Here is a 21,122-nt window from a genome sequence, read left to right as displayed (position 1 = left end):
TCCCCGATCCGGCCCCGTCCTCGCCGCAGGCCCGTCTCCGGCGCCCGATAGGCCCTACTAGGCTGATCGATACATATCACGGACGGTTCCGTCGGTAATCTCTCGAACAAACCACAGACCGGTTCCGAGAGTCCCTGTCCCTCGTTCTTCGGAACTCTCCTTCTCCGTACTTTCTTCGACGCGCCCGCACGCAGCCGACCACCCGATCTTCGATTCCACTTCGGATGACGGCTGTTCGTATTTGATCTCAAACCACTACCGTCAGTTTTATAATTGTGTACTATTATTCATCAGGTAGTATGGTTACCAATGCCAAGCGAGATGTCGGTATGAAGCGACGATCCTATCTCGCCGGGGTCGCTGCGAGCGCGACGCTCGGTATCGCCGGCTGCGTCGGCGGTGGGACCGGGAGCGAGTCCGGGGAACTCGAGGTGCTTCACGGCTGGACTGGGGGAGACGGCGCGGACGCCGTCGACGCGCTTACCGGCGCGTTCGAGGAGGCACATTCGGACGTCGAGACGAACTTCCAGCCGGTCGGCGGCGACGGGAACGTCGAGTTGAACACGAAGATTCTTCAACGATTGGTGAACTCGAATCCGATGAGTTCGTTCGCCAACTGGCCGGGGAACAACCTCGAACGATACAGCGGGAGCCTGCTGGACCTCGAAGAAGACGTTTGGGAGGCCGAAGGGTACAAAGAGACCATGCAGGATCGGGTCGTTGAAATCTGCACGTTTAACGACAAGATGCCAGCGGTTCCGATCGGATCCCACCGGATGAACAACCTCTTCTACAATACGGCTGCGTTCGATGAGGCCGGTATCGATGCCGAGAGTCTCGGCAGCGTTCCGGACTTTCTCGATGCACTCGAAACGATCGATTCGGAAACCGACTACATTCCCTTCGCACACGGGATGCGCGCGCCGTTCCTCGGACTGCAGACGTGGGCGCAAATTCTGACGAGTCAGAGCGGCGTCGATGCGTACACGGACTTCATCGACGGTGACGGCGACAGAGACGCGATGATCGAGGCGTTAGAAACGCTACAGGAGATCCAGGAGAACTACATCAATGCCGATGCGTCCTCGATCGGCTACACGACGGCGGGACAGAAGATCATCGGCAACGAGGAAGAACCAAGCGAGGCAGCGTGTATCCACGGCGGCAACTGGCTGTACGGTATGTTCCGGTCCGACGACGAGTTCAACTACGGCGAGGAGTGGGACTGGGTTCCGTTCCCGGGGACGGAGGGAATTTACTTCTATCACGTCGACGCGTTCGTCACGCCGGCCGAGAATCCGAGTCGGGAACAGACGATTGCCTGGCAGAAGTTCGTCGGGACGAAGGAGGCACAGATCGCGTTTAATAATCTCAAGGGGTCGGTCCCGCTGCGGACGGATATCGACCCCTCGGAGTTGTCGGACTTCCTGGCGATGAACTACGAGGATCTGACCGACTCCGAAGCGTACCCGCCGACGATCGCGCATGGACTCGCTCTTGAACCGGAGGCGATGAACGACTGTAAGAGTGCAATCGGGAACAACTTCTCTGGTCCATACGACGCTGAGGCGGCGGCAGACGGGCTTCTCGAGGCTGCTTCCGGGAACGAATAGATAGTCTAATGAAGCGTATTCATACGGGGTGCCGGCGTGACCGGCGCAGTCATATCGGAAGTAAAAAATTTTTTATTACGATAGTCCAGAATGGTGAGTTAGATGGCAACGCGTGACACAACCGAACCGACAAACCAACCGGCAGTATCGACCGACGAGGTTGTCGATTGGAAGACGAAACTCAGGTACTTCCTCAATAGCGACTTCGTTCGGTCGTCGCCGTACTGGGGGATTCCCTTCGTCATCATGGGAATCGCCGTCTACGGCGGTATCGGCTATAATCTCGTAATTTCGTTTACGGATTACAACGGTCTCGAACCTCCGACGTTCTCCAGTCTCGATCTCGAGATGTATCGGACCGCCCTCGCGAGCGAGGCGTTTCGCGAAGCCGCGATCAACAACTTCGTGCTGCTCATCTCGTTCACGGCGATATCGTTGATACTCGGGCTCTTCCTCGCGATTTTGCTCGATCACGGTATCCGGTACAAAAACAAGGTACAGACGATTTACCTCCTGCCGATGGCGCTGTCGTTCGTCGTGACGGCACAGCTTTGGCTGTGGATGTTCAACCCCGATAGCGGGGTTCTGACGATCATCGTGACGACGTTCGGCTTCGATCCGGTCGACTGGCTCGGCAATCCGCAACTTGCGCTGCCGGCAGTTATCTTCGCGCTGGTCTGGCAGTTCAGCGGCTACGCGATGGTCGTCTACCTCGCCGGTCTCCAGTCGATTCCCGACGACCAGTTCGAGGCCGCGAAAGTCGACGGCGCGAGCACGATTCGGACGTACCTCCGAATCATCGTCCCACAACTCAAGGAGTCGTCGGTCAGCGCCGCCGTCGTCCTGATGGTGTTCGCGCTCAAGGCCTTCACGTTCCTCTACTCGCTCGTCGGTCAGTACCGACCGCCGAACGGAACCGACATCCTGGCGACGCTGATGGTCCGCCAGGCGTTCAAATTCGGAAAGTGGGCCTACGGGGCTGCCATCGCAACGATGCTCCTGTTGCTCGCGCTCAGCGTCATCGCACCGTACCTCGCATACCAGTACCGACAGGGGAGCCTCTAATATGTCACAGTCAACCTCCAGATCACCCATCGACGTCGAATCGCTCGTCGAGAACTTCAACTACAGGCGGGTCGGGAAGTACGCGCTAGTCGTGCTCTTCCTGGGCTTTTTCCTCGTCCCGCTCGAGACGGGGATCATGACCGCCCTCAAGACGAACTCCGCTATCGCCCGTTCGCTGCCGTTCGCACCGCCGGCCGGCGAGGGGTTCACGCTGACGAACCTCGAGTACGCCTTCAGCCAGCTGACGAACTCGTTCGTGAACTCGTTGCTGATGGCGGTGCCGGCGACGCTCCTCAACGTCCTGCTGGCCAGCATGGCTGCATACGGCTTGACGATGGTTTCCTGGCGGGGACAACTCGTCGTCTTCGCGCTGTTCCTGGTCGGTGTGTTCGTTCCCTATCAGGCCGTACTGGTCCCGCTGGCGCAGTTCTGGAACAACATGTTCCCGCTGGCGCAGATGCTCGAACCGCTGTTCGCGGCGATCCCGTTCTTACAGGGGGGCCACTCGCGGCTCGTGCCGCTGACCATCACTCACGTCGCCTACGGGATTCCGATCTGTACGGTCCTCTTTCGATCGTACTACAAGAGCCTCCCCAACTCCCTGGTGGAGGCCGCGAAGATCGACGGCGCGAGCATCACGAAGATCTACCGCCGCATCGTCCTCCCGCTCTCGCTACCGATGTTCGGCGTCGTGTTCATCTACCAGTTCACGCAGATTTACAACGAGTTCTTGTTCTCGTTCACCCTCATTACGGGGGCGAACCATCCGGCAGCGCCGGTGACGTTGATCCTGCCGGCGATCGGGTCCTCGACCGAGGGCATCGACTTCGGCGTCCGGATGTCGGCGGCGTTCCTTGCAGCACTACCGACGATCATCCTGTACGTCGCGTTCGCCGAACAGTTTGCAAAGGGACTGCGCACGGAGAGTGGATAACCGATGGGACGAATTCAACTCGATCACCTGACGAAACGATTCGGAGAGACGGTCGCCGTCGAGGACGTGACCATCGACACCGAGGACGGCGAGTTCCTCATACTCGTCGGCCCCTCGGGCTGTGGCAAATCGACGACGCTGCGAATGATCGCCGGTCTGGAACGGCCGACCGACGGGGACCTCTACATCGACGGGGATCACATGAACTATCGCGTGCCCCAAAACCGGGATATCGCGATGGTCTTCCAGGACTACGCGCTGTACCCGCACATGACCGTTCGGGAGAACATTCGGTTCGGTCTGGAAGAGGAGGCCGGCTACACCGCCGCGGAGATGGACGATCAGGTCGACGCAACCGCCGCTGACCTCGGCATCGTCGATCTGCTCGACCGCAAGCCAGGTGAACTCTCGGGCGGCCAGCAACAACGAGTCGCGCTCGGGCGCGCGATCGTCCGCGATCCCGAAGTCTTCCTGATGGACGAACCGCTCGCCAACTTAGATGCCAAGCTTCGGTCCCAGATGCGAACCGAACTCCAGCAACTCCAGGCGGATCTCGACGTGACGACCGTCTACGTCACGCACAACCAGACCGAGGCAATGACCATGGGCGACCGGCTTGCAGTGCTAAACGACGGCCGTCTCCAACAGGTCGGCGAACCCCTGACCCTCTATCACGAGCCCGCAAACCAGTTCGTCGCGGGCTTTATCGGCGAACCGATGATGAACTTCCTTCACGGATACGCCGACGACGAGACGTTCATCGGCTCCGGACTCGAGTACCCGTTCGACGACCGCCTCGCCGATGCCGTCGGCGACACCGATGAACTCGTCCTCGGCGTTCGCCCGGAGGCTATCGACGTGCGCCGGGCCGACGACGCCACAGGTGAGCGCGAACCCGGGTCCCACGAGTTCAGGATGCAGGTGGCGGTCAGCGAAACGCACGGTGACCAGAACGTAGTGTCGATGACGGTCGACGACGAGGAAACCGACCACGATACCCTGCGAGCCGTGACCGATGGGATGCACGTCGTCACCCAGGGCGATTCGGTCGTCGTCACCATCGACCCGGATACGATCCACGTCTTCGACGGAGAGACCGGTGAGACGCTGTGCAACCGGCTGCTCGAAACGAAACCCGAATTCACGGCGGTATCATCAAACTAGTCGTACTATGGCGCGCTTAGAACTCGACGACGTAACCAAGGTGTATCGGGACGATGACGATGAGGCAGGTGTCGTTGCGGCCGACGACGTCTCGGTTGAGGTTCCGGACGGGGACTTTCTCGTCCTGGTCGGCCCCTCGGGCTGTGGCAAGTCGACGACGCTGCGGATGATCGCCGGTCTCGAAACTGTGACCGCGGGCGAAATTACACTCGGCGACCGTACGATCAACGACGTTTCGGCACAGGAGCGCGATATCGCGATGGTGTTCCAATCGTACGCGCTGTACCCGCACAAGACCGTTCAAGACAACATCGCCTTCGGACTCGAGGAATCGACGGACCGCTCCGCCGGCGAAATCGCTGCGGCCGTCGAAGAGGTTACTGCACTGATGGGCATCGACGACCTGCTCGACCGCAAGCCGGGCGAACTCTCGGGTGGCCAGCAACAGCGGGTCGCCCTCGGCCGCGCAATCGTCCGCGATCCCGATGTGTTTCTCATGGACGAACCGCTGTCGAATCTGGATGCGAAACTTCGTGCGGAAATGCGTACGGAGCTCCAGCATCTCCAGGAGCAACTGGGCGTGACAACTGTCTACGTCACGCACGATCAGACGGAGGCGATGACCATGGGCGACCGAATCGCCGTGCTCGATCAGGGGGAACTCCAGCAGGTCGGCACGCCGCTCGAGTGTTACCACCAGCCGAATAACCTGTTTGTCGCCGGCTTCATCGGCGAACCGTCGATGAACGTCTTCGGCGGCCAGCTCCGGGACACCGAACTCGTGGCCGATTCGTTCACGTACTCGTTCTCCGCCGAGTCGGTCACCGATCTCGACCTCGAAGCCGACGGCGAACTCGTCCTCGGTATCCGTCCGGAGGATATTGAACTCGGTGAACACTCGGCGGACGAGCGTCGGTTCGAGGCCGAAGTTGTGGTCGTCGAACCGATGGGAAACGAGAATATCGTCCATCTACAGTTCGACGATACGCCGACTGACGACGAGTTCATCGCGACGACCGAGGGGATTCCGAGTGTGAGTAGCGGCGACCGGGTCGGCGTTGTATTTCCCGAAGCGGCGATCCACNCGATCCACCTCTTCGATGCCGATACCGGTAACGCGGTGAAGAACCGGCAACTGTCGTTTACCGGGACGCCAGTAGAGATGCTGCAGTAGGTGAGCGGGGCTGTTTTTCGACCGGTCGTTGCCCAGCGTACAGGTACCGCTCTTGATTCTGGTGGGTGACGCGGTCGTGGTTTCTCCAATGGCGAGCGGTAAGTGTCGAGTATCGGGCGACAAGTGGTAGTATCGAGTGGTGAGCGATGAGTGGAGGATGGCGAGCGGCAAGTAGTGAGTAGCGACTGATGAGCGACGGGTGTCGAACGGTGAGCGGTGAGTCGTGAGACCGCGACTGAGCGGTGAGCCGCGAGTAGCGCGTGAAGAGAGGGAGCGAGGTACGTGACGTGATTGCGGATCGGCTGGACGAATAGAACTCGGACGTGCTAAGGCACGGGCCAGTACTCGGGTAACAACAGAACGATAACCAGCGACCCCACAATGCCATCCTGTCTATCTCACAGGGACAACGGTGAGTCTATCATACCGACGCGATTCATCCCGCCTTTCGGTCAACGCTGCTGGAGTTCGCGTCGACGATCGGATTCGACGGGTTAGACTTCGATGACCGGATTCGAGAGTTCGCCGATCTCGTCGATCGTAATACGGACTTCGTCGTCGGGCTGGAGCGTGAAGCCGTCGTCGGGGACCAGCGAGGTGCCGGTGAGCAACACGCCGAGTTCGGGAACGGTATCGTGGTTTCGCCAGAACTCGGCCAGTTCGTCGCAGGTGCGAGCCATGTTCCCGGTCGAGGTTTCGCCCTCGTACTGGAGTTCGCCGTCGCGGCTGATCTCCATGGACATCGTCAGCTCGTGGGGGTCTGTGACGCTGTCAGCGGAGACGATTGCGGGGCCGATCGAACAGCAGCGGTCGTAGGTCTTGGCCTGGGGCAGATAGAGCGGGTTTTCGCCTTCGATTTCGCGGCTACTCACGTCGTTGCCGATCGTGTAGCCGACGATCGAGCCCTCGTAGAGGACGATCCCGAGTTCGGGTTCGGGAACGTCCCACGTCGAGTCTGCGCGGATACCGATCGCTTCGTTCGGACCGACCGTGCGGCTGGGCGTCGCTTTGAAGAAGATTTCGGGGCGGTCGGCCTCGTAGGCGTGCAGGTACATCTCCGGCATGCCGCTCTCGCTTTCGCGGGCTTCCTCGCTAATCTCGTAGGTGACCCCCGCGGCCCACACCTCGTCCGGGACGAGGGGGAGCGTGGCATTGACGAGGGAGTCGCGCGCGATCGTCGGGGCATCGGCTGCGATATCGCTCGCGATTTCGTCGACGGAAACGCCGGCGATGTCTGCCGTTGCTGCGAGGTCGCCAAAGCCGTTCAGACGGGGTTTGACGGCTGTAAGATCGTATGCCGTGCCCGAATCGACGGCGATGAGTCTGTACTGGTCGCCACTGGATAGGCGCTGATACCGCATGGTGAGTGCAACACTCTACCCCACTATAAATGTCCCGTCCGCGAACCGATCGAGCAAGCGAAAGCTGCCAAACGGCAAGAATTATGGGCGAACGGAACGTCCGAGAGAGTGTATGCCTGACCAGCGGTTGAACTACGTGAGCGGCGAGTGGACTGCATCGAACACCGATGAGACCTTCGAGACGACCGATCCGGCGAATCCGGACGAGGTCATCGCGACGTACCCGCAGTCCGATGCCGAGGATACCGAACGGGCGATCGAGGCGGCAAACGAGGCCAGCGACGAGTGGGCCGAGACGCCGGGCCCGGAACGCGGACGGATCCTCACCGCAGCCGGGTCACTCCTCGATCAGCGAACGGACGAATTGACCGAACTGCTCGTCCGAGAGGAAGGCAAGACCTGGAGCGAGGCCGGCGGCGAGGTACAGCGGGCCATCGACATCTTTCACTACTTCGGCTCGAAGGCCAGCGACCTCGGCGGTACGGTCAAGAGTTCGAGCGCCCGCGATACGAATCTTTACACGACGGTCGAGCCGCTCGGCGTCGCCGGACTGATCACGCCGTGGAACTACCCCATCGCGATTCCGGCTTGGAAGATCGCGCCCGCACTCGCTGCGGGTAACACCGTCGTCATCAAACCCGCGACGCTCGCGCCGGGCGTCGTCCACGAGATGGCCGAGGCGCTCGACGAGGCCGGCCTCCCGGACGGCGTCCTCAACGTCGTCACCGGCCCCGGCAGCGAGGTCGGCAGTACGATCGCGGGCCACGAGGCCGTCGACGCCGTCTCCTTTACCGGGAGTACCGCGGTCGGTAACACCGTCTACGACACCGCAACCGAGGACGGCAAGCGCGTCCAGCTCGAGATGGGCGGCAAGAACCCGACGATCGTCAGCGACAGCGCAGATGTCGAACAGGCAGCTGACATCGTCGCTAACGGTGCGTTCGGCGTCACCGGCCAGGCGTGTACCGCCGCCTCCCGCGCGATCGTCCACGAGGACGTCTACGACGAGTTCGTCGACGCCGTTGTCGACCGCGCCGCGGCGATCGACCACGGCCACGGCCTCGACGATCCGGGGATGGGCCCGCACGTCAGCGAATCCGAACTCGAGAGCACGCTCGAGTACGTCGAGATCGCCCAGGACGAGGGCGCAACTCTCGAGTACGGCGGCTCGGAACTCGATCGCGAGGGGTACTACGTCGAACCGGCGGTCTTCTCCGATGTCGACACCGAGATGCGCCTCGCCCAGGAAGAGGTCTTCGGACCGGTGCTCGCTGTGATCCCCGTGAGTGACTTCGACGAGGCGATCTACGTCGCAAACGATGTCGACTACGGGCTCTCGGCCAGCGTCGTCACGGATGATCACACCGAGGCGAACCGTTTCGTCGAGGAGATCGAAGCCGGCGTCGTGAAGATCAACGAAAAGACGACCGGCCTCGAACTCCACGTTCCCTTCGGCGGGATGAAGGACTCTTCGAGCGAAACCTACCGCGAACAGGGAGACGCCGGCCTCGACTTCTACACGATCAGCAAGACGGTCTACGACAACTACTGACCGCCTTCCCGTCGCTCGAGGCGGCCGGAACTGACGCTCTTTTTTGGCCGCGATTCGACGAGCGTCGATCGCGTACCGGTCCGAATTATTAAGCGTCTGGGCGGTGAGCGGATGGATAATGCAGCCGAGTTCAGACAGCGGCGTCAGCGAAGCGCCGGCCGAGCAGCGCATCGATTCTCTCATCCAGGAACTAACGCTCGCCGAGAAGGTGGCACAACTCGGGTCCGTCAACGCCGACGCGCTCCTGGACGAGTCCGGCGAACTCGACGAGGAAGCCGTCAGCGACCACCTCTCGAACGGCATCGGTCACGTGACCCGCATCGGCGGGGAAGGGAGCTTATCCCCGTCCGAGGCGGCCGAACGGACGAACGAACTGCAGACGTACCTCCGTGAGGAGACGCGTCTCGGTATTCCGGCGATTCCCCACGAGGAGTGTCTGAGCGGATACATGGGTCCCGAAGGAACGACCTTCCCGCAAATGATCGGGATGGCGAGCACGTGGTCGCCCGCCCTCCTCGAAACGGTCACCGAGACGATCCGCGATCAGTTGGAAGCCATCGGGACCGCACACGCGCTATCTCCCGTCCTCGACGTCGCCCGCGATCTCCGGTGGGGACGCGTCGAGGAGACCTTCGGCGAAGATCCGTATCTGGTCGCCGCGATGGCGTGTGGGTACGTCGACGGGCTCCAGGGTGACGGCGACGGCATCAGCGCGACGCTCAAGCACTTCGTCGGCCACGCGGCCGGGGCGGGCGGGAAGAATCGGAGTTCGGTTTCCATCGGGCGGCGCGAACTCCGCGAAACGCACATGTTTCCCTTCGAAGCGGCCGTCCGCACGGCGAACGCCGAGTCGGTCATGAACGCCTATCACGACATCGACGGGATCCCGTGTGCCAGCGACGAGCGGCTGCTGACCGACATCCTCCGCGGCGAGTGGAGCTTCGACGGGACGGTGGTCTCGGACTACTACAGCGTCGAGTACCTCCGCAGCGAACACGGCGTCGCCGCTGACGAACGGGAGGCGGGCGTCGCGGCCGTCGAAGCCGGCATCGACGTCGAACTCCCCGCCACGGACTGCTACGGCGACCACCTCGTGAACGCCGTCGAGGCCGGTGAACTCGCCGAAGAGACGGTCGACGAAGCCGCCCGTCGGGTCCTCCGCGCGAAGGCTCGGAAGGGATTACTCGACGATCCGACGGTGGACGCCGACGCGGCGACGGCCCCGTTCGGTACCGACGAGGCGAGGGCGCTCACCGAGCGCGCCGCCCGCGAATCGATGACGCTCCTGCAAAACGACGGCGACCTGCTCCCGCTCACCGGCGAGGAAACGAACTCCGTCGCGGTCGTCGGTCCGAAAGCCGACGACGCTCAGGAACTGCTCGGCGATTACGCCTATCCCGCCCACTACCCCGAAGAAGAGATCGAGTTTGACGCGACGACGCCGCTCGATGCCGTCCGTGCGCGGGGCGAGGAGCACGGATTCGAGGTGCGCCACGAGCGGGGCTGTACGACGACCGGGCCCGACACGGAGGGGTTCGACGCGGCCGCAAACGCCGCCGCGGACGCCGACGTCACCCTCGCGTTCGTCGGCGCACGCTCCGCCGTCGATTTCTCGGACTCGGACAGAGACCGGATCAACAAGCCGAGCGTCGCCACGAGCGGCGAGGGGTGTGACGTGGTCGACCTGGGACTGCCCGGCGTGCAGCGCGAACTCGTCGAACGAGTTCACGAGACCGGGACGCCGGTCGCCGTCGTCGTCGTCAGCGGCCGCCCCCACGCGATGGAGCGGATCGCGGCGACCGTCCCGGCGGTCGTGCAGGCGTGGCTTCCCGGCGAACGCGGCGGCGAGGGGATCGCTGCCGTCCTGTTCGGCGAGCACAACCCCGCCGGCCACCTTCCCGTCTCCGTTCCGCGTACCGTCGGGCAACTTCCCGTCCACTACAACCGAAAACCGAACACCGCGACCGAGGAGTACGTCTACACGGAGAGCGATCCGCTCTATCCCTTCGGCCACGGGCTTTCCTACACCGAGTTTGCGTACGGGGACCTCTCGCTGTCGACGGACTCCCTCTCCCCGGCCGGCACGATCGTCGCGACTGTGACCGTCGAAAACGCCGGCGATACCGCGGGAGATGACGTCCTCCAGCTGTATGCGAGCGCAGAGAATCCCGATCTGGCCCGCCCGGTTCAGGAACTGGTCGGATTCGAACGCGTCTCACTCGATCCGGGCGAGACGAAGCGCGTTAGTTTCGCGGTCGACGCCTCGCAACTCGCCTATTACGACCGGGATTTCAACTTGGTCGTCGAGGAGGGTCCTTACGAGTTCCGCATCGGCCACTCGGCCGCTGACGTGGTCGAGACCGCGCCCTTCCAGGTGACCGGGACGACGGAAGTCCCACGGACCGGTCGAACGTATTTCACCGAGACGGACGTGACGGACGGAACCGAGTGAACGCTCCGGTCACAGTTTCGCTCGACATCACTCGGGGGCATCGGGCGGCTGTCGTCGAAGCCGGTCGCTAACGGTTCGTGAGTGTGGAAACCAAACGCGGTAAACAATCCCTCACATATTTACTCCTCGATACGTATCACTCAGTCATGCCGACGGATTCATCGGAGCCTCTCGACGGGTTTTCCCTCGACTCGAAATCGGTATCGCTTGGCGAGTTCGACTGCGCGGAGATTCACACCGCCCTCTCGTCGTCGGAGCCGCTGGATCGGCAGCGGGGTATAGCGGCCTGTGAGACTCTCCTCGAAGCGAGTGTCGACGCCGTCCGTCCGCTCCTCGATGCGATCGCGTCGGCCGTGACCGACGACAACGCCCCGATCGCGTTGCGCGCGATTTCCGTCCTCGACGCCGTCGCGGAGAGCGATCCGGCGGCGCTCGAGGGACACACGGCGGATCTCGTCGGTGCCGTCGACAGCGAGATCGCGGACGTGCAACTGACCGGCGCGACCGTCCTCGGGAAACTCGCCGTTTCCCGTCCCGCTCTCGTCGCACCGCATTCCCCGGCGGTGATCGACGCCATTCGAGCTACCGAACTCGATACGGAACCGCAGGATTTCGGCGACGTGATCGCCGACGAAGTGACCCGGCGGACGCTCCGCAACCACGAGGAAGCGGAACGCAAACGGCGAATTGCCGGCCGTCACACGCTCGTTAACGTCGCGGTCGCGATCGCCGAGGCGGAGCCCGAATCGATGGTCGACACCGTCCCCGATCTCGCCACGCTACTGGACGACGAAGATCCGACCGTCGCCGGCGGTGCCGTCGACGCGCTCGCCGAACTGGCGGCGGCGAATCCGACCGCCGTCGCCCCCGCGACCGACCGCCTAGTCGATTGTCTCGACCGCGATAGCGCCGTCGTTCGTGCGCGTACCGTTCGGGCGCTCGGACATCTCGGGGACGCCGCCACCGTCTCGCACCTTCGAACGGCGGCCGCGGACGACCCCGACGCGGACGTTCGTGAACTCGCGGCCGAGACCGCGAAGTACATCGCGGACGCGCCGTAATTTGTGAGCCGCCGACGCTCAGGATCAGTCGTCCATCGCGCGTTTCGTGCAGTACCAGTACGTTGTGCTGAAGAAGCCGAGCGCCCCGACCACGAGAACGATATCGATGACGAGGATCGGAAACGCCCTGTCACCGGGCTCGACGAACGGAATCGAGAGCGCAAGGAGGAGTCCCGACGCGATCAACAGGGCGATAATGACTCGTATCTGCGCCCGCTGCGCAGCGACGAGATCGAGCAGCGTCGACGTTTTCGACATGGTGTGTGAATTCACAACACGCGGTAAAAATTTACCGGTGATTCCGATCACCGCGCCACTACTCTTTCGACGGAATCTGCAGCGCGATTCGGCGGTAACGGAGTACGTCGCGGACTGGGACTAGTCACGGCGAATGCGACCTCGTTCATCCGGGATGCCGGAGTACTCGCGGAAATACGACGCGAGAACGTCCCGCCACCGCTCGGCCTGTGCAACCTGTTCGTCGAACCGCTCGGCGACGTGTCGGAATCGTCGCTCGTCTATCCTTCCTTCGAGCGTGCGCCACCGGTCTCGAAGGCGCTTGACTTCGTCGACGCCGTCGAAGCAGTTGTCGTAGAGTCGCTGGACGACGGTCGTCCCGTCGTCGAGTTCGTAGTCCCAGGGGAGGTGATGGAAGAAGAGGAGGAACTCTTCGGGGCACGTTTCGACGGACTCGTACCGCTCGGCGATCGGGTCTCGATACTGGGTGGTATAACCGCTACCGCGTTCGGTTCGATCGACGCCGATTCCGTCCTCGCTCGCGCCGTGATAGCCGGGCCATTCCGCCGGCGACGGGTAATAATGGTTCTCGAGGAACTCCTCGCCGTTGTGCATCATATGCACGAGCCCGAGACCGCCGGTTTCGTAGTCGATACACGCTTCCCACGAGTCGCGGAGGATTTCGGTGACCGTTTCGACGACGACCTCGTCGGCCCCGAAGGTTTGTCGGACCCATTCCTCGGTGATCGTTTCGACGGACAGGTCGGGATTCCAGGCCACACGCCCGAAGGCGTAGAGATTCGCCTGCGACAGGTAGTGGCCCGTCCAGGTGTCGTCCTCGCCGACGTTGGCAACACCGGCGACTCCTTGTCCCGCTCCTCGCAGGAGCGACTTCACCGGCGTCCCCTCGCCGTCGGCCTGCGTCTCGAACTCGAAGACTTCCTTCCACAGCGGAAGGTGATAGGTTGCGTGGACGCCCTGGCCGGTGTACTCCTGAGTGAGCTGTATCTCCAATCCGAGGTCCGTCTCCGGCATCGCACCGAAGAGCGTCGACACCGGCTCGCGGGGCTGGAAGTCGATCGGACCGTTCTTGATCTGCACGGTGACGGTATCGCTGAACTCGCCGTCTAAGGGTTCGAACGTGTCGTAGGCCTGTACCGCCCTATCCTCGTGCGAGCCGTAGACGAAGGCTCGCCACCAGACGCGCCCGTCGTGGGGTTCGAGCGCCCGTGCGATCGCGTTCGCCCCGTCTACGTGGTCGCGGTCGTAGTCGTAGGGTCCGGGTTGGCCCTCCGAGTCCGCCTTGATCAGGAAGCCGCCGAGATCCGGCACGAGTTCGTATACGTCGTCGGCTTTCTCTCGCCACCAGTCCCGGACGTTCTCATCGAGCGGATCGGCGGTATCGAGGTCGCCGACGAGCATCGGTGCCGCGAAGTTGACCGACAGGTACGGTCGGATCCCGTATCGGCGAAACAGCGACGCGAGCCCGGTGAGATCCTCGAGCCGTCGCGATTCGAGCAATTGCCAACCCTCGAACGCGCCGACGGCGTCGTTTGCGCTCTCTCGCGGCGGTTTCGTGGTGTTGACGTTGTTGAGAACGATCCCGTTGATCCCGACGGACGCCAATAGCCGCGCGTAATCCTCGTACCGCGGCCGGAGATCGGGCAGCCGCTCCCAGTCGAAGATCGACTCGCCGCCGTAGCCGCGCTCGACCGACCGGCGGAAGGGCGTATCCCACTGGTTGAGCAATCGATTCGCGTACGTCGGCTCCTCGCGGATCTCGAGTTCGTCGATCGGTTCGCGGAGTTGGAGGAGGCGAAGGAGGTGGAAGGTGCCGTACACCAGTCCCCGATCGGTGGATGCGGTCACGACGAGACAGTCCGCTCCGTTCCAGGTGACCGCCCGGATGAGGAAGCCGCCGTCTTCGAGTTCAGCGACAGCATCGACCGGGACCGACTCGGCGATCATCGCCATATCGTCCGGCGTGCCGATGGCCAGGAACCCGTCGACAGTCGTCGGCGGATGGTGCCAGAAGTGGGGCTTCGCGCCTAACAGCTCGGGAAGCGCCCGCCGGAGTTCGTCTCGAATCGCGCTGCACTCGGGTGATTTTTCCGAGACGTAGGCGTGTCTACACCGCCGGCGGTACGAGGCGCGTACGTCGTCCGCCGTGATGTGGTCGTACCGGAGCCAGCAATCGTCGTACGGGGTCATCGAGATACGCTAGTGCAGTCATTGGTGATCGGTAAAAATGGTACTGGTCGCCGACACAGTCGGTCCGAGCGCCGATCGTGCGCCACGGCTCGTCCGCTCCCCGCTCTATCGCTACATATGGGGAATAATAATCATAATATTTATTACCGTCTATGTGGTGTCATACCAATACATGGGATCTGATAGCATCCCGGACGATTACAGCGATGTAATTAGTCGTCGGGACATGTTAACGATAGCTGGGGTGTCGGGTGCGGCCGCGCTCGCCGGTTGCGTTGGTGGCAGTGGGTCGGATAGCGGCACGTTCGTCAATGCGTACACCGGCAATCCGGCGGACCTCCATTTCAACACGTCGGCGATCCAGAATTACAGGTGGCCCGCGGGGCGGGCGGTGTTCGCCCCGTTTATGAAGTATTCGTTCACCGAGAACGAGTTCCTGCGCGGAGCGCTCGACGACCTGGAAATCGACGGCGAGGAAGTGACGCTTACCTTCCGCGACGACCTGGCGTGGGACGACGGCGACGAGTGGACGACCGAGGATCTCGACGTGCAACTGCAACTGGCGGAGAAAAGCGGGAGTTCGCTCTGGGGTTACCTCGACGACTACGAGATCGTCGACGACAAGACTGCCCGCCTCCTGCTCTCCGGGCCGACGAACCCGCAGATCATCCGGTTCGAACTCACGAACTTCCTCGTCGATACGAAAGCGGAAACCCACGAACAGTGGTTGGATGCGGACGAATCGGAGTTCCTCCGGTGGGAGTGGGAGGATCCCGTCGCCAGCGGGATGTTCTCGTTCGTGAGCAAGGATCGCCAGGCGTTCGAGTTCGAACCCAACCCCGAGTTCTACAACGCAGACAACGTCGATATCGACACGTTCCTGATCGATAGCTACGGCGGAAATACCGCACAGCACCAGGCGTTGATGTCGGGGACGGAAGCCGATGCGGCGCTGAGTCTGTTCGCGCCGCCGGAGATCGTCGATCGGTTCCCGGATCACGTCGTCGAGATTCAAATTCCGGCCAAGTGGGGGTACGGAATCGTGTTTAATCACGACGATCCCCACTTCGGGCAGCGGGAAGTCCGGCAGGCGGTCGCACACGTTATCGATCGCGAGTTGATCGTCGAGAACGCGGGACCGCGCTCGAAGTTCGTGACGCCGACTCCGTGCGGTATCGCGCCCCGCGATCAGGAGTACTGGCTGGACGACTGGTACGACGACTTCGAAACCTACGGTGCCGGTTCCAGTCAAACGGAGCAAGCGGCTCAGTTGCTCGAGGACGCCGGATACTCCCGGGAGGGTGAGACGTGGGAAGATTCCGACGGGGACACGATCGGCGGGGAGTACTACTCGCCCGCGGGCTGGACGGACTGGACGACGATGTCCCAGACGGTCGTCAGTCAACTGAACGAGTTCGGGTTCGATTTCTCGGTCAGCACGAAGCCGACGAACGACTGGTTCAACCAGTACTCCAACAGCAACTTTGCGATGGGGAGTCTCTACTGGCTGCCCGGCGGCTCGCGGTCGTCGTTCCCGTACTTCCCGCTGTACTACCAACTGTGGGAGGAGGAGATCGGCGGCGGACACAACTACCGGGAGAAGGCGGACTCCGAACAAACGATCCCTGACAGGGACGGCGGGGAGATGACGCTCACTCCGCTCGAGGTGACCGAGGAGATCGCGCGACAATCCAGTGACGAGGAGGCGCGGCCGTACGTCCAGCAGGCGGCGTGGCATAACCACATCGAACTGCCGTTCCTCGGATTGGTGTCCAAGTACGAGCAGTCCTGGGTGACCGACGACGAGTGGACGATCGCCGCCGAGGACAGCCCCAACCGCCAGGTCAAGTGGCCGCAGTTCTGGTGGGTCCACGAGGGTGAGTTGCAGTCTCGAACCTAACGGTGACTCACCGTCCACCACTCAGCTACACGGAAATCCAACCATGAACTACTACCTCAAACGGACGGCACAAATCCCGCTGACGATCCTCGCAGTGGCGACGCTTACGTTCGGTCTGATCCGACTGCTTCCCGGCGGTCCGTTCACACAGCTCCGACTCGAGCTGCTCCAGCAGGGGGTTCCCGCCGAACAGGTCGACGCGCGTATCGAGGCGTTGCAAAACATCAGACCGGATGCCCCGCTCTGGCAGCAGTACCTGGATTACATGGTCGGCGTCGCCCAGTTGGACCTCGGGCAGTCGATCTCCCTCAACGAACCCGTCATTGACGTACTGGCTCGATCGCTCCCCTGGACCGTCTTCCTCGTCGTGACGTCGACGATACTGATGTTCGTCATCGGCGTGGTAATCGGCGCGCTGCAGGCGTACTGGGAGGGCTCGCGATTCGACCGGATCACGTCCGGCGGGTCGATCTTTCTGCTGTCGGTTCCGTACTACATCTTCGCGGTGATTTTCCTGTTTTTCCTGGCGTTCCAGCTCCAGCTGTTTCCGACCGGGAACGCGGTCGCCCGAGGCGTCGACGCCTCGCTCAGCCTCGCGTATTTCTCGAGCGTCCTCCACCACGCCACCTTACCCATTCTCGCGTTTACTATCAGCGGAATCGGATCGACGGCGCTCAACATGCGCGGCAACGGGATCCAGGTGCTCGGCGAGGAGTACGTCGAGGTCGCCAGACTGCGGGGACTCTCCAACAATCGCATCGCCACCCGATACGTCGCCAGGAACGCCATCCTGCCGATGTACACGGGACTGCTCCTGCTCATCGGGTTCCGCCTCGGGGGCACCGTCGTGCTCGAAGAGATCTTCTCGTATCCCGGCCTCGGATACTACATGATCCAGGCGGTGAACGCGAACGATTATCCGCTCATGATGGGCTGTTTCCTCGTCATCACGGTCACGCTCGTCGTCGGCGTCTACATCGCCGACCTGACCTACGGGCTCATCGACCCGCGCATCTCAGCAGGTGATTCCGATGAGTACTGAACCGGACTCCGCCGCCGAAGGGATCGACTGGCGTTCGGAGTCCTCGAACGTCGAGATGAGTCGCCGCGACCAACTGAGCGAACTGTACGAGCAGAAGATCCGCGTGCCCGCCGTCGTCGCGTGGTCGGACGATCGAACTCGTCTGGGTATCCTCATCCTGAGCGTGTACCTCTTCATGGCGTTGGTAGACGTGCTCGGCCTCTGGCGCGATCCCAGTCCAAACCAGGCAGACCGCTTCCTCAGGCCGTTCGAGAACATGCAGTATCCGCTCGGGACGACCAATTCGGGAGTCGATCTGCTCGCGCTGATCATCGACTCGACGCCGTTCATCCTGCTGATGGTGCTCGCGGGCGGCGTGTGGGCGACCACACTCGCAGTCGCCGTCGGCACTCTCTCGGGATACAAGGGTGGTACGGTCGACACCGTCATCACGACGATCTCGGACTTCTTCATGGCGATTCCGGGGCTGCCGCTCGTCATCGTGCTGGCGATCGCGCTCAGTCCCGAGAACCCGATCCTTCTCGGCGTCGTCCTGACGATCAACTACTGGGCGGGCCTGGGCCGCTCGATACGGTCGCAGGTCCTCTCGATACGGGAAGCGAGCTACGTCGAGGCGTCCCGAACGATGGGAACGAGTACGCCCCGCATAATCATCAAAGACGTGCTGCCGAACATCATGCCGTACGTGATGGTCAACTTCGTGCTCGCCGCGCGCTACACGATCTTCGCGGCCGTCGGGCTGTACTTCATCGGCGTCCTGCCGTACTCGGGACAGAATTGGGGCGTGACGCTGAGCAACGCGTACTATCAGGGCGGCCTGTTCTCGATGCAGGCGCTCCACTGGCTCCTCGTTCCGATTATCGCCATCGTCGGCCTCGCCTTCGGGCTCATCCTGCTGAGCCAGGGCATGGACCGCATCTTCAACCCGCGAGTTCGAACGCGGCTCACCGGCGAATCCGAGTCCGTAACGGAGGATACCGACGCGTCGACAACGGAGATGATATAATATGGCTACCGATAGTTCAAGCTCAGTCAGCGATCACGTCGTCTCGCGAGGAACCGTCGAAGATCCGATCTTCGAGATCACCGACACGAGCGTCACGTACGACGGTGAAACGCGCGTCCTCGAGGACGTCAACGTCAGCATCGATCGGCACGAGATCCTCGGCATCGTCGGCGAAAGCGGCAGCGGGAAGTCGATGTTCGCTTCCGCATTGCTCGACGCTATCCCCGATCCCGGCGTCCTCACCGGCGATATCCGATACCATCCGCCGGACGGACCGCCGGTTGATCTCCTCGGGTTGACCGACGAGGAACTCAGACAGTTCCGCTGGGAGGAAGTGTCGATGGTGTTCCAGGGCGCGATGAGTTCGTTCAACCCGACGATGAAGATCGGTGCCCACTTCGAGGAGACGCTCAAGGCCCACGACAAACGCGTCTCGGAGGGACTCGAGTTCGCCCGCGAACTCCTCGAGAACCTGTATCTCGAACCCGAGCGGGTGCTCGATTCGTATCCGCACGAACTCTCGGGCGGAATGCAACAGCGGGCCTTGATCGCGCTGAGTATGGTCCTCGATCCGGAGGTGCTGGTGATGGACGAACCGACGGCCGCGCTCGATTTGCTGATGCAGCGATCGATCCTGACGCTGCTCGACCGCTTGCAGCGCAAGTACGATTTGACGATCGTCTTCATCACCCACGACCTGCCGCTGGTCGCCTCGCTCGCCGATCGGATGGCCATCATCTACGCGTTCCAGTTCGCCGAGATCGGGCCGCGCGACGAGATCATCGGTAACGCCGCCCACCCGTACACCCGTGCGTTGTTGAACGCGACGCCGAACGTCGATGCGCCGCTGGACGAGATGCAACCCATCGAGGGCGAAGGCCCGGCCCCGGTGAGCGTTCCGTCCGGGTGCCGGTTCGAACCGCGGTGTCCGCTCGCGACCGAAGAGTGTCGGACGACCGATCCGCCGTTAGCCGCGGTCGATCGGGACCGGACCACCCATCGATCCGCGTGCCACCATCCGGCGACCGCCCGCGAGGAGATCCAGCTCAATTTCGACGAGGCGAACGACGAACTCGAGTCGGCTTCCCCCGTCGAGCCGTCGGAACCGGCAGTCGAAACGCGGGCCGAACAGACGAGCGAGACGCCGTTACTCTCGCTCGACGACGTTGCGGTCCATTTCACCGAGGAACAGGGGCTGACCGAACGGTTCACGAAAGACCCGACGGTCGTCCGTGCGGTCGACGGCGTCTCGCTCGATATTCACGAGCAGGACCTCGTCTGTCTTCTCGGTGAGAGCGGCTGCGGCAAGACGACGCTGGGGAAGACGTTGATCGGACTTCAGCGACCGACCGACGGCTCGATCGAGTATCGCGGGCAGGACATCTGGGAGGCGAAGGACGGCGACGGTGAGATACCGTACGACGAAATCCGGTCGGCGCTGCAGATCATCCATCAGGACCCGGGAAGCGCGCTCAATCCCAACCGACGTATCGCCGATATTCTCTCGGAGTCGCTCAGACACACTCATCCAAACATCGGTCGGAACGAGCGGCGGCGGCGGATGCATTCGCTGCTCGAACGAATCGGTATGGCGCCGGCGGAAGAGTTCCTCGATCGGTATCCCCACCAACTGTCGGGCGGGGAGAAACAGCGCGTCGCGCTCGCTCGCGCCCTACTGATGAATCCGGATGCAATCCTCGCCGACGAGGCCATCAGTGCGGTCGATGTCTCGTTGCGTATCGAGATCATGGATCTGATGTTGGAACTCCAGTCGGAGTTCGAAACCTCGTTCCTCTTCGTCTCCCACGATCTCTCGAACGCACGCTACTTCGCCGAACACGGCGACGGCCGTATCGCCGTCATGTATCTCGGCGAGATCGTTGAGATCGGCTCCGCCGAGCGTCTCATCCACGATCCCCGGCATCCGTACACCGAAGTGCTCCGGTGGGCGACGCCGGATCTAGAACTCGATTCGATGGGTGCTGGTGACCCGCCGCTCAGGGAGGTCGACGTTCCCGATCCGATCGATCCGCCGTCCGGCTGTCGGTTCCACACGAGATGTCCCGTCGCTCGCGAGGCGTGCCGCGAACAGCATCCGGACCTTCGGCGGATCGATGACGGAGACGGACGGGTCGCGTGCTTCCGCGAAGATCCGAACCACGAGTATTGGGACAGTGAACCCGTGGATGGGGCTGTCGAGCAGCCCGAAGAGTTCACAGGAAACTGAGACGCGATCTGAGAAGCCCTCGCCCGGTTTCAGAACGAGTGAATGCAGGATTCGACGTGTTCACTGTAACCGAACCAGTGTTCGATTTTGATGAACGCTGTTCTTGTTTGTTGGCACATGGTG

15 protein-coding genes are annotated in these 21,122 nt (G+C 62.4%); 12 read left to right on the top strand and 3 right to left on the bottom strand.

The features are described from left to right. Positions 1 to 329 precede the first annotated feature (329 nt). The 5 genes from C481_RS00985 (at position 330) to C481_RS00965 (ending at position 5,950) form a co-directional block, all read left to right on the top strand. A complete protein-coding gene (locus C481_RS00985) occupies positions 330 to 1,613 on the top strand; it encodes an ABC transporter substrate-binding protein (RefSeq protein WP_006106875.1) in 1,284 nt (427 codons plus the stop codon). 102 nt (positions 1,614 to 1,715) lie between these two features. Beyond that, positions 1,716 to 2,678, top strand: a complete 963-nt coding sequence (locus C481_RS00980; RefSeq protein WP_006106874.1) for a carbohydrate ABC transporter permease — start codon at positions 1,716 to 1,718, stop codon at positions 2,676 to 2,678. A gap of 1 nt (position 2,679) precedes the next feature. Next, the gene (locus C481_RS00975; RefSeq protein WP_006106873.1) at positions 2,680 to 3,612 is read left to right on the top strand and encodes a carbohydrate ABC transporter permease; all 933 of its coding nucleotides are present in this window, start codon (positions 2,680 to 2,682) and stop codon (positions 3,610 to 3,612) included. Between the two features lie 3 nt (positions 3,613 to 3,615). Next, positions 3,616 to 4,776 carry an ABC transporter ATP-binding protein gene (locus C481_RS00970; protein WP_006106872.1) on the top strand — a complete coding sequence of 387 codons (1,161 nt, stop codon included), beginning with the start codon at positions 3,616 to 3,618 and terminating at the stop codon, positions 4,774 to 4,776. A gap of 7 nt (positions 4,777 to 4,783) precedes the next feature. After that, positions 4,784 to 5,950 (top strand): ABC transporter ATP-binding protein, encoded by a 1,167-nt coding sequence (locus C481_RS00965; protein WP_006106871.1) that lies wholly within the window; start codon positions 4,784 to 4,786, stop codon positions 5,948 to 5,950. 494 nt (positions 5,951 to 6,444) lie between these two features. Here C481_RS00965 and C481_RS00960 read toward each other — a convergent pair whose 3' ends face one another. Continuing rightward, entirely contained in the window at positions 6,445 to 7,311 is an 867-nt protein-coding gene (locus C481_RS00960) for a fumarylacetoacetate hydrolase family protein (protein WP_006106870.1), read from the bottom strand. 112 nt (positions 7,312 to 7,423) lie between these two features. Here C481_RS00960 and xacF point away from each other — a divergent pair, with 112 nt between their 5' ends. The 3 genes from xacF to C481_RS00945 all read left to right on the top strand — a co-directional run bounded on the left by xacF (position 7,424) and on the right by C481_RS00945 (position 12,376). Continuing rightward, the gene (xacF, locus tag C481_RS00955; RefSeq protein ID WP_006106869.1) at positions 7,424 to 8,863 is read left to right on the top strand and encodes a 2,5-dioxovalerate dehydrogenase; all 1,440 of its coding nucleotides are present in this window, start codon (positions 7,424 to 7,426) and stop codon (positions 8,861 to 8,863) included. Between the two features lie 118 nt (positions 8,864 to 8,981). Further along, entirely contained in the window at positions 8,982 to 11,315 is a 2,334-nt protein-coding gene (locus C481_RS00950; RefSeq protein WP_006106868.1) for a glycoside hydrolase family 3 N-terminal domain-containing protein, read from the top strand. A 146-nt stretch (positions 11,316 to 11,461) separates the two neighbouring features. After that, entirely contained in the window at positions 11,462 to 12,376 is a 915-nt protein-coding gene (locus C481_RS00945; RefSeq protein ID WP_006106867.1) for a HEAT repeat domain-containing protein, read from the top strand. Positions 12,377 to 12,400: 24 nt separating this feature from the next. On the opposite strand, the gene C481_RS00940 is transcribed toward C481_RS00945, so the two are convergent. Beyond that, a complete protein-coding gene (locus C481_RS00940; protein ID WP_006106866.1) occupies positions 12,401 to 12,634 on the bottom strand; it encodes a hypothetical protein in 234 nt (77 codons plus the stop codon). Positions 12,635 to 12,754: 120 nt separating this feature from the next. Continuing rightward, positions 12,755 to 14,824: an alpha-glucuronidase family glycosyl hydrolase gene (locus C481_RS00935; protein ID WP_006106865.1), complete on the bottom strand. Its 2,070-nt coding sequence runs from the start codon at positions 14,822 to 14,824 to the stop codon at positions 12,755 to 12,757. Between the two features lie 244 nt (positions 14,825 to 15,068). On the opposite strand from C481_RS00935, the gene C481_RS00930 reads away from it, so the two are divergent. The 4 genes from C481_RS00930 to C481_RS00915 are packed head-to-tail and all read left to right on the top strand — an operon-like array spanning position 15,069 to position 20,999. Beyond that, positions 15,069 to 16,724, top strand: coding sequence for an ABC transporter substrate-binding protein (locus tag C481_RS00930; protein WP_006106864.1), 1,656 nt, complete (start codon positions 15,069 to 15,071; stop codon positions 16,722 to 16,724). A 43-nt stretch (positions 16,725 to 16,767) separates the two neighbouring features. Continuing rightward, positions 16,768 to 17,766, top strand: coding sequence for an ABC transporter permease (locus C481_RS00925; protein WP_006106863.1), 999 nt, complete (start codon positions 16,768 to 16,770; stop codon positions 17,764 to 17,766). Continuing rightward, positions 17,756 to 18,772: an ABC transporter permease gene (locus C481_RS00920; protein WP_193787829.1), complete on the top strand. Its 1,017-nt coding sequence runs from the start codon at positions 17,756 to 17,758 to the stop codon at positions 18,770 to 18,772. The genes C481_RS00925 and C481_RS00920 overlap by 11 nt, the downstream gene beginning before the upstream one ends. Before the next feature lies 1 nt (position 18,773). Continuing rightward, positions 18,774 to 20,999, top strand: coding sequence for an ABC transporter ATP-binding protein (locus tag C481_RS00915; protein ID WP_006106861.1), 2,226 nt, complete (start codon positions 18,774 to 18,776; stop codon positions 20,997 to 20,999). Positions 21,000 to 21,122 lie beyond the last annotated feature (123 nt).

This window comes from Natrialba asiatica DSM 12278 (assembly GCF_000337555.1).
Taxonomy (GTDB): Archaea; Halobacteriota; Halobacteria; order Halobacteriales; family Natrialbaceae; genus Natrialba; species Natrialba asiatica.
This window is presented reverse-complemented; position numbering and strand designations above follow the sequence as displayed.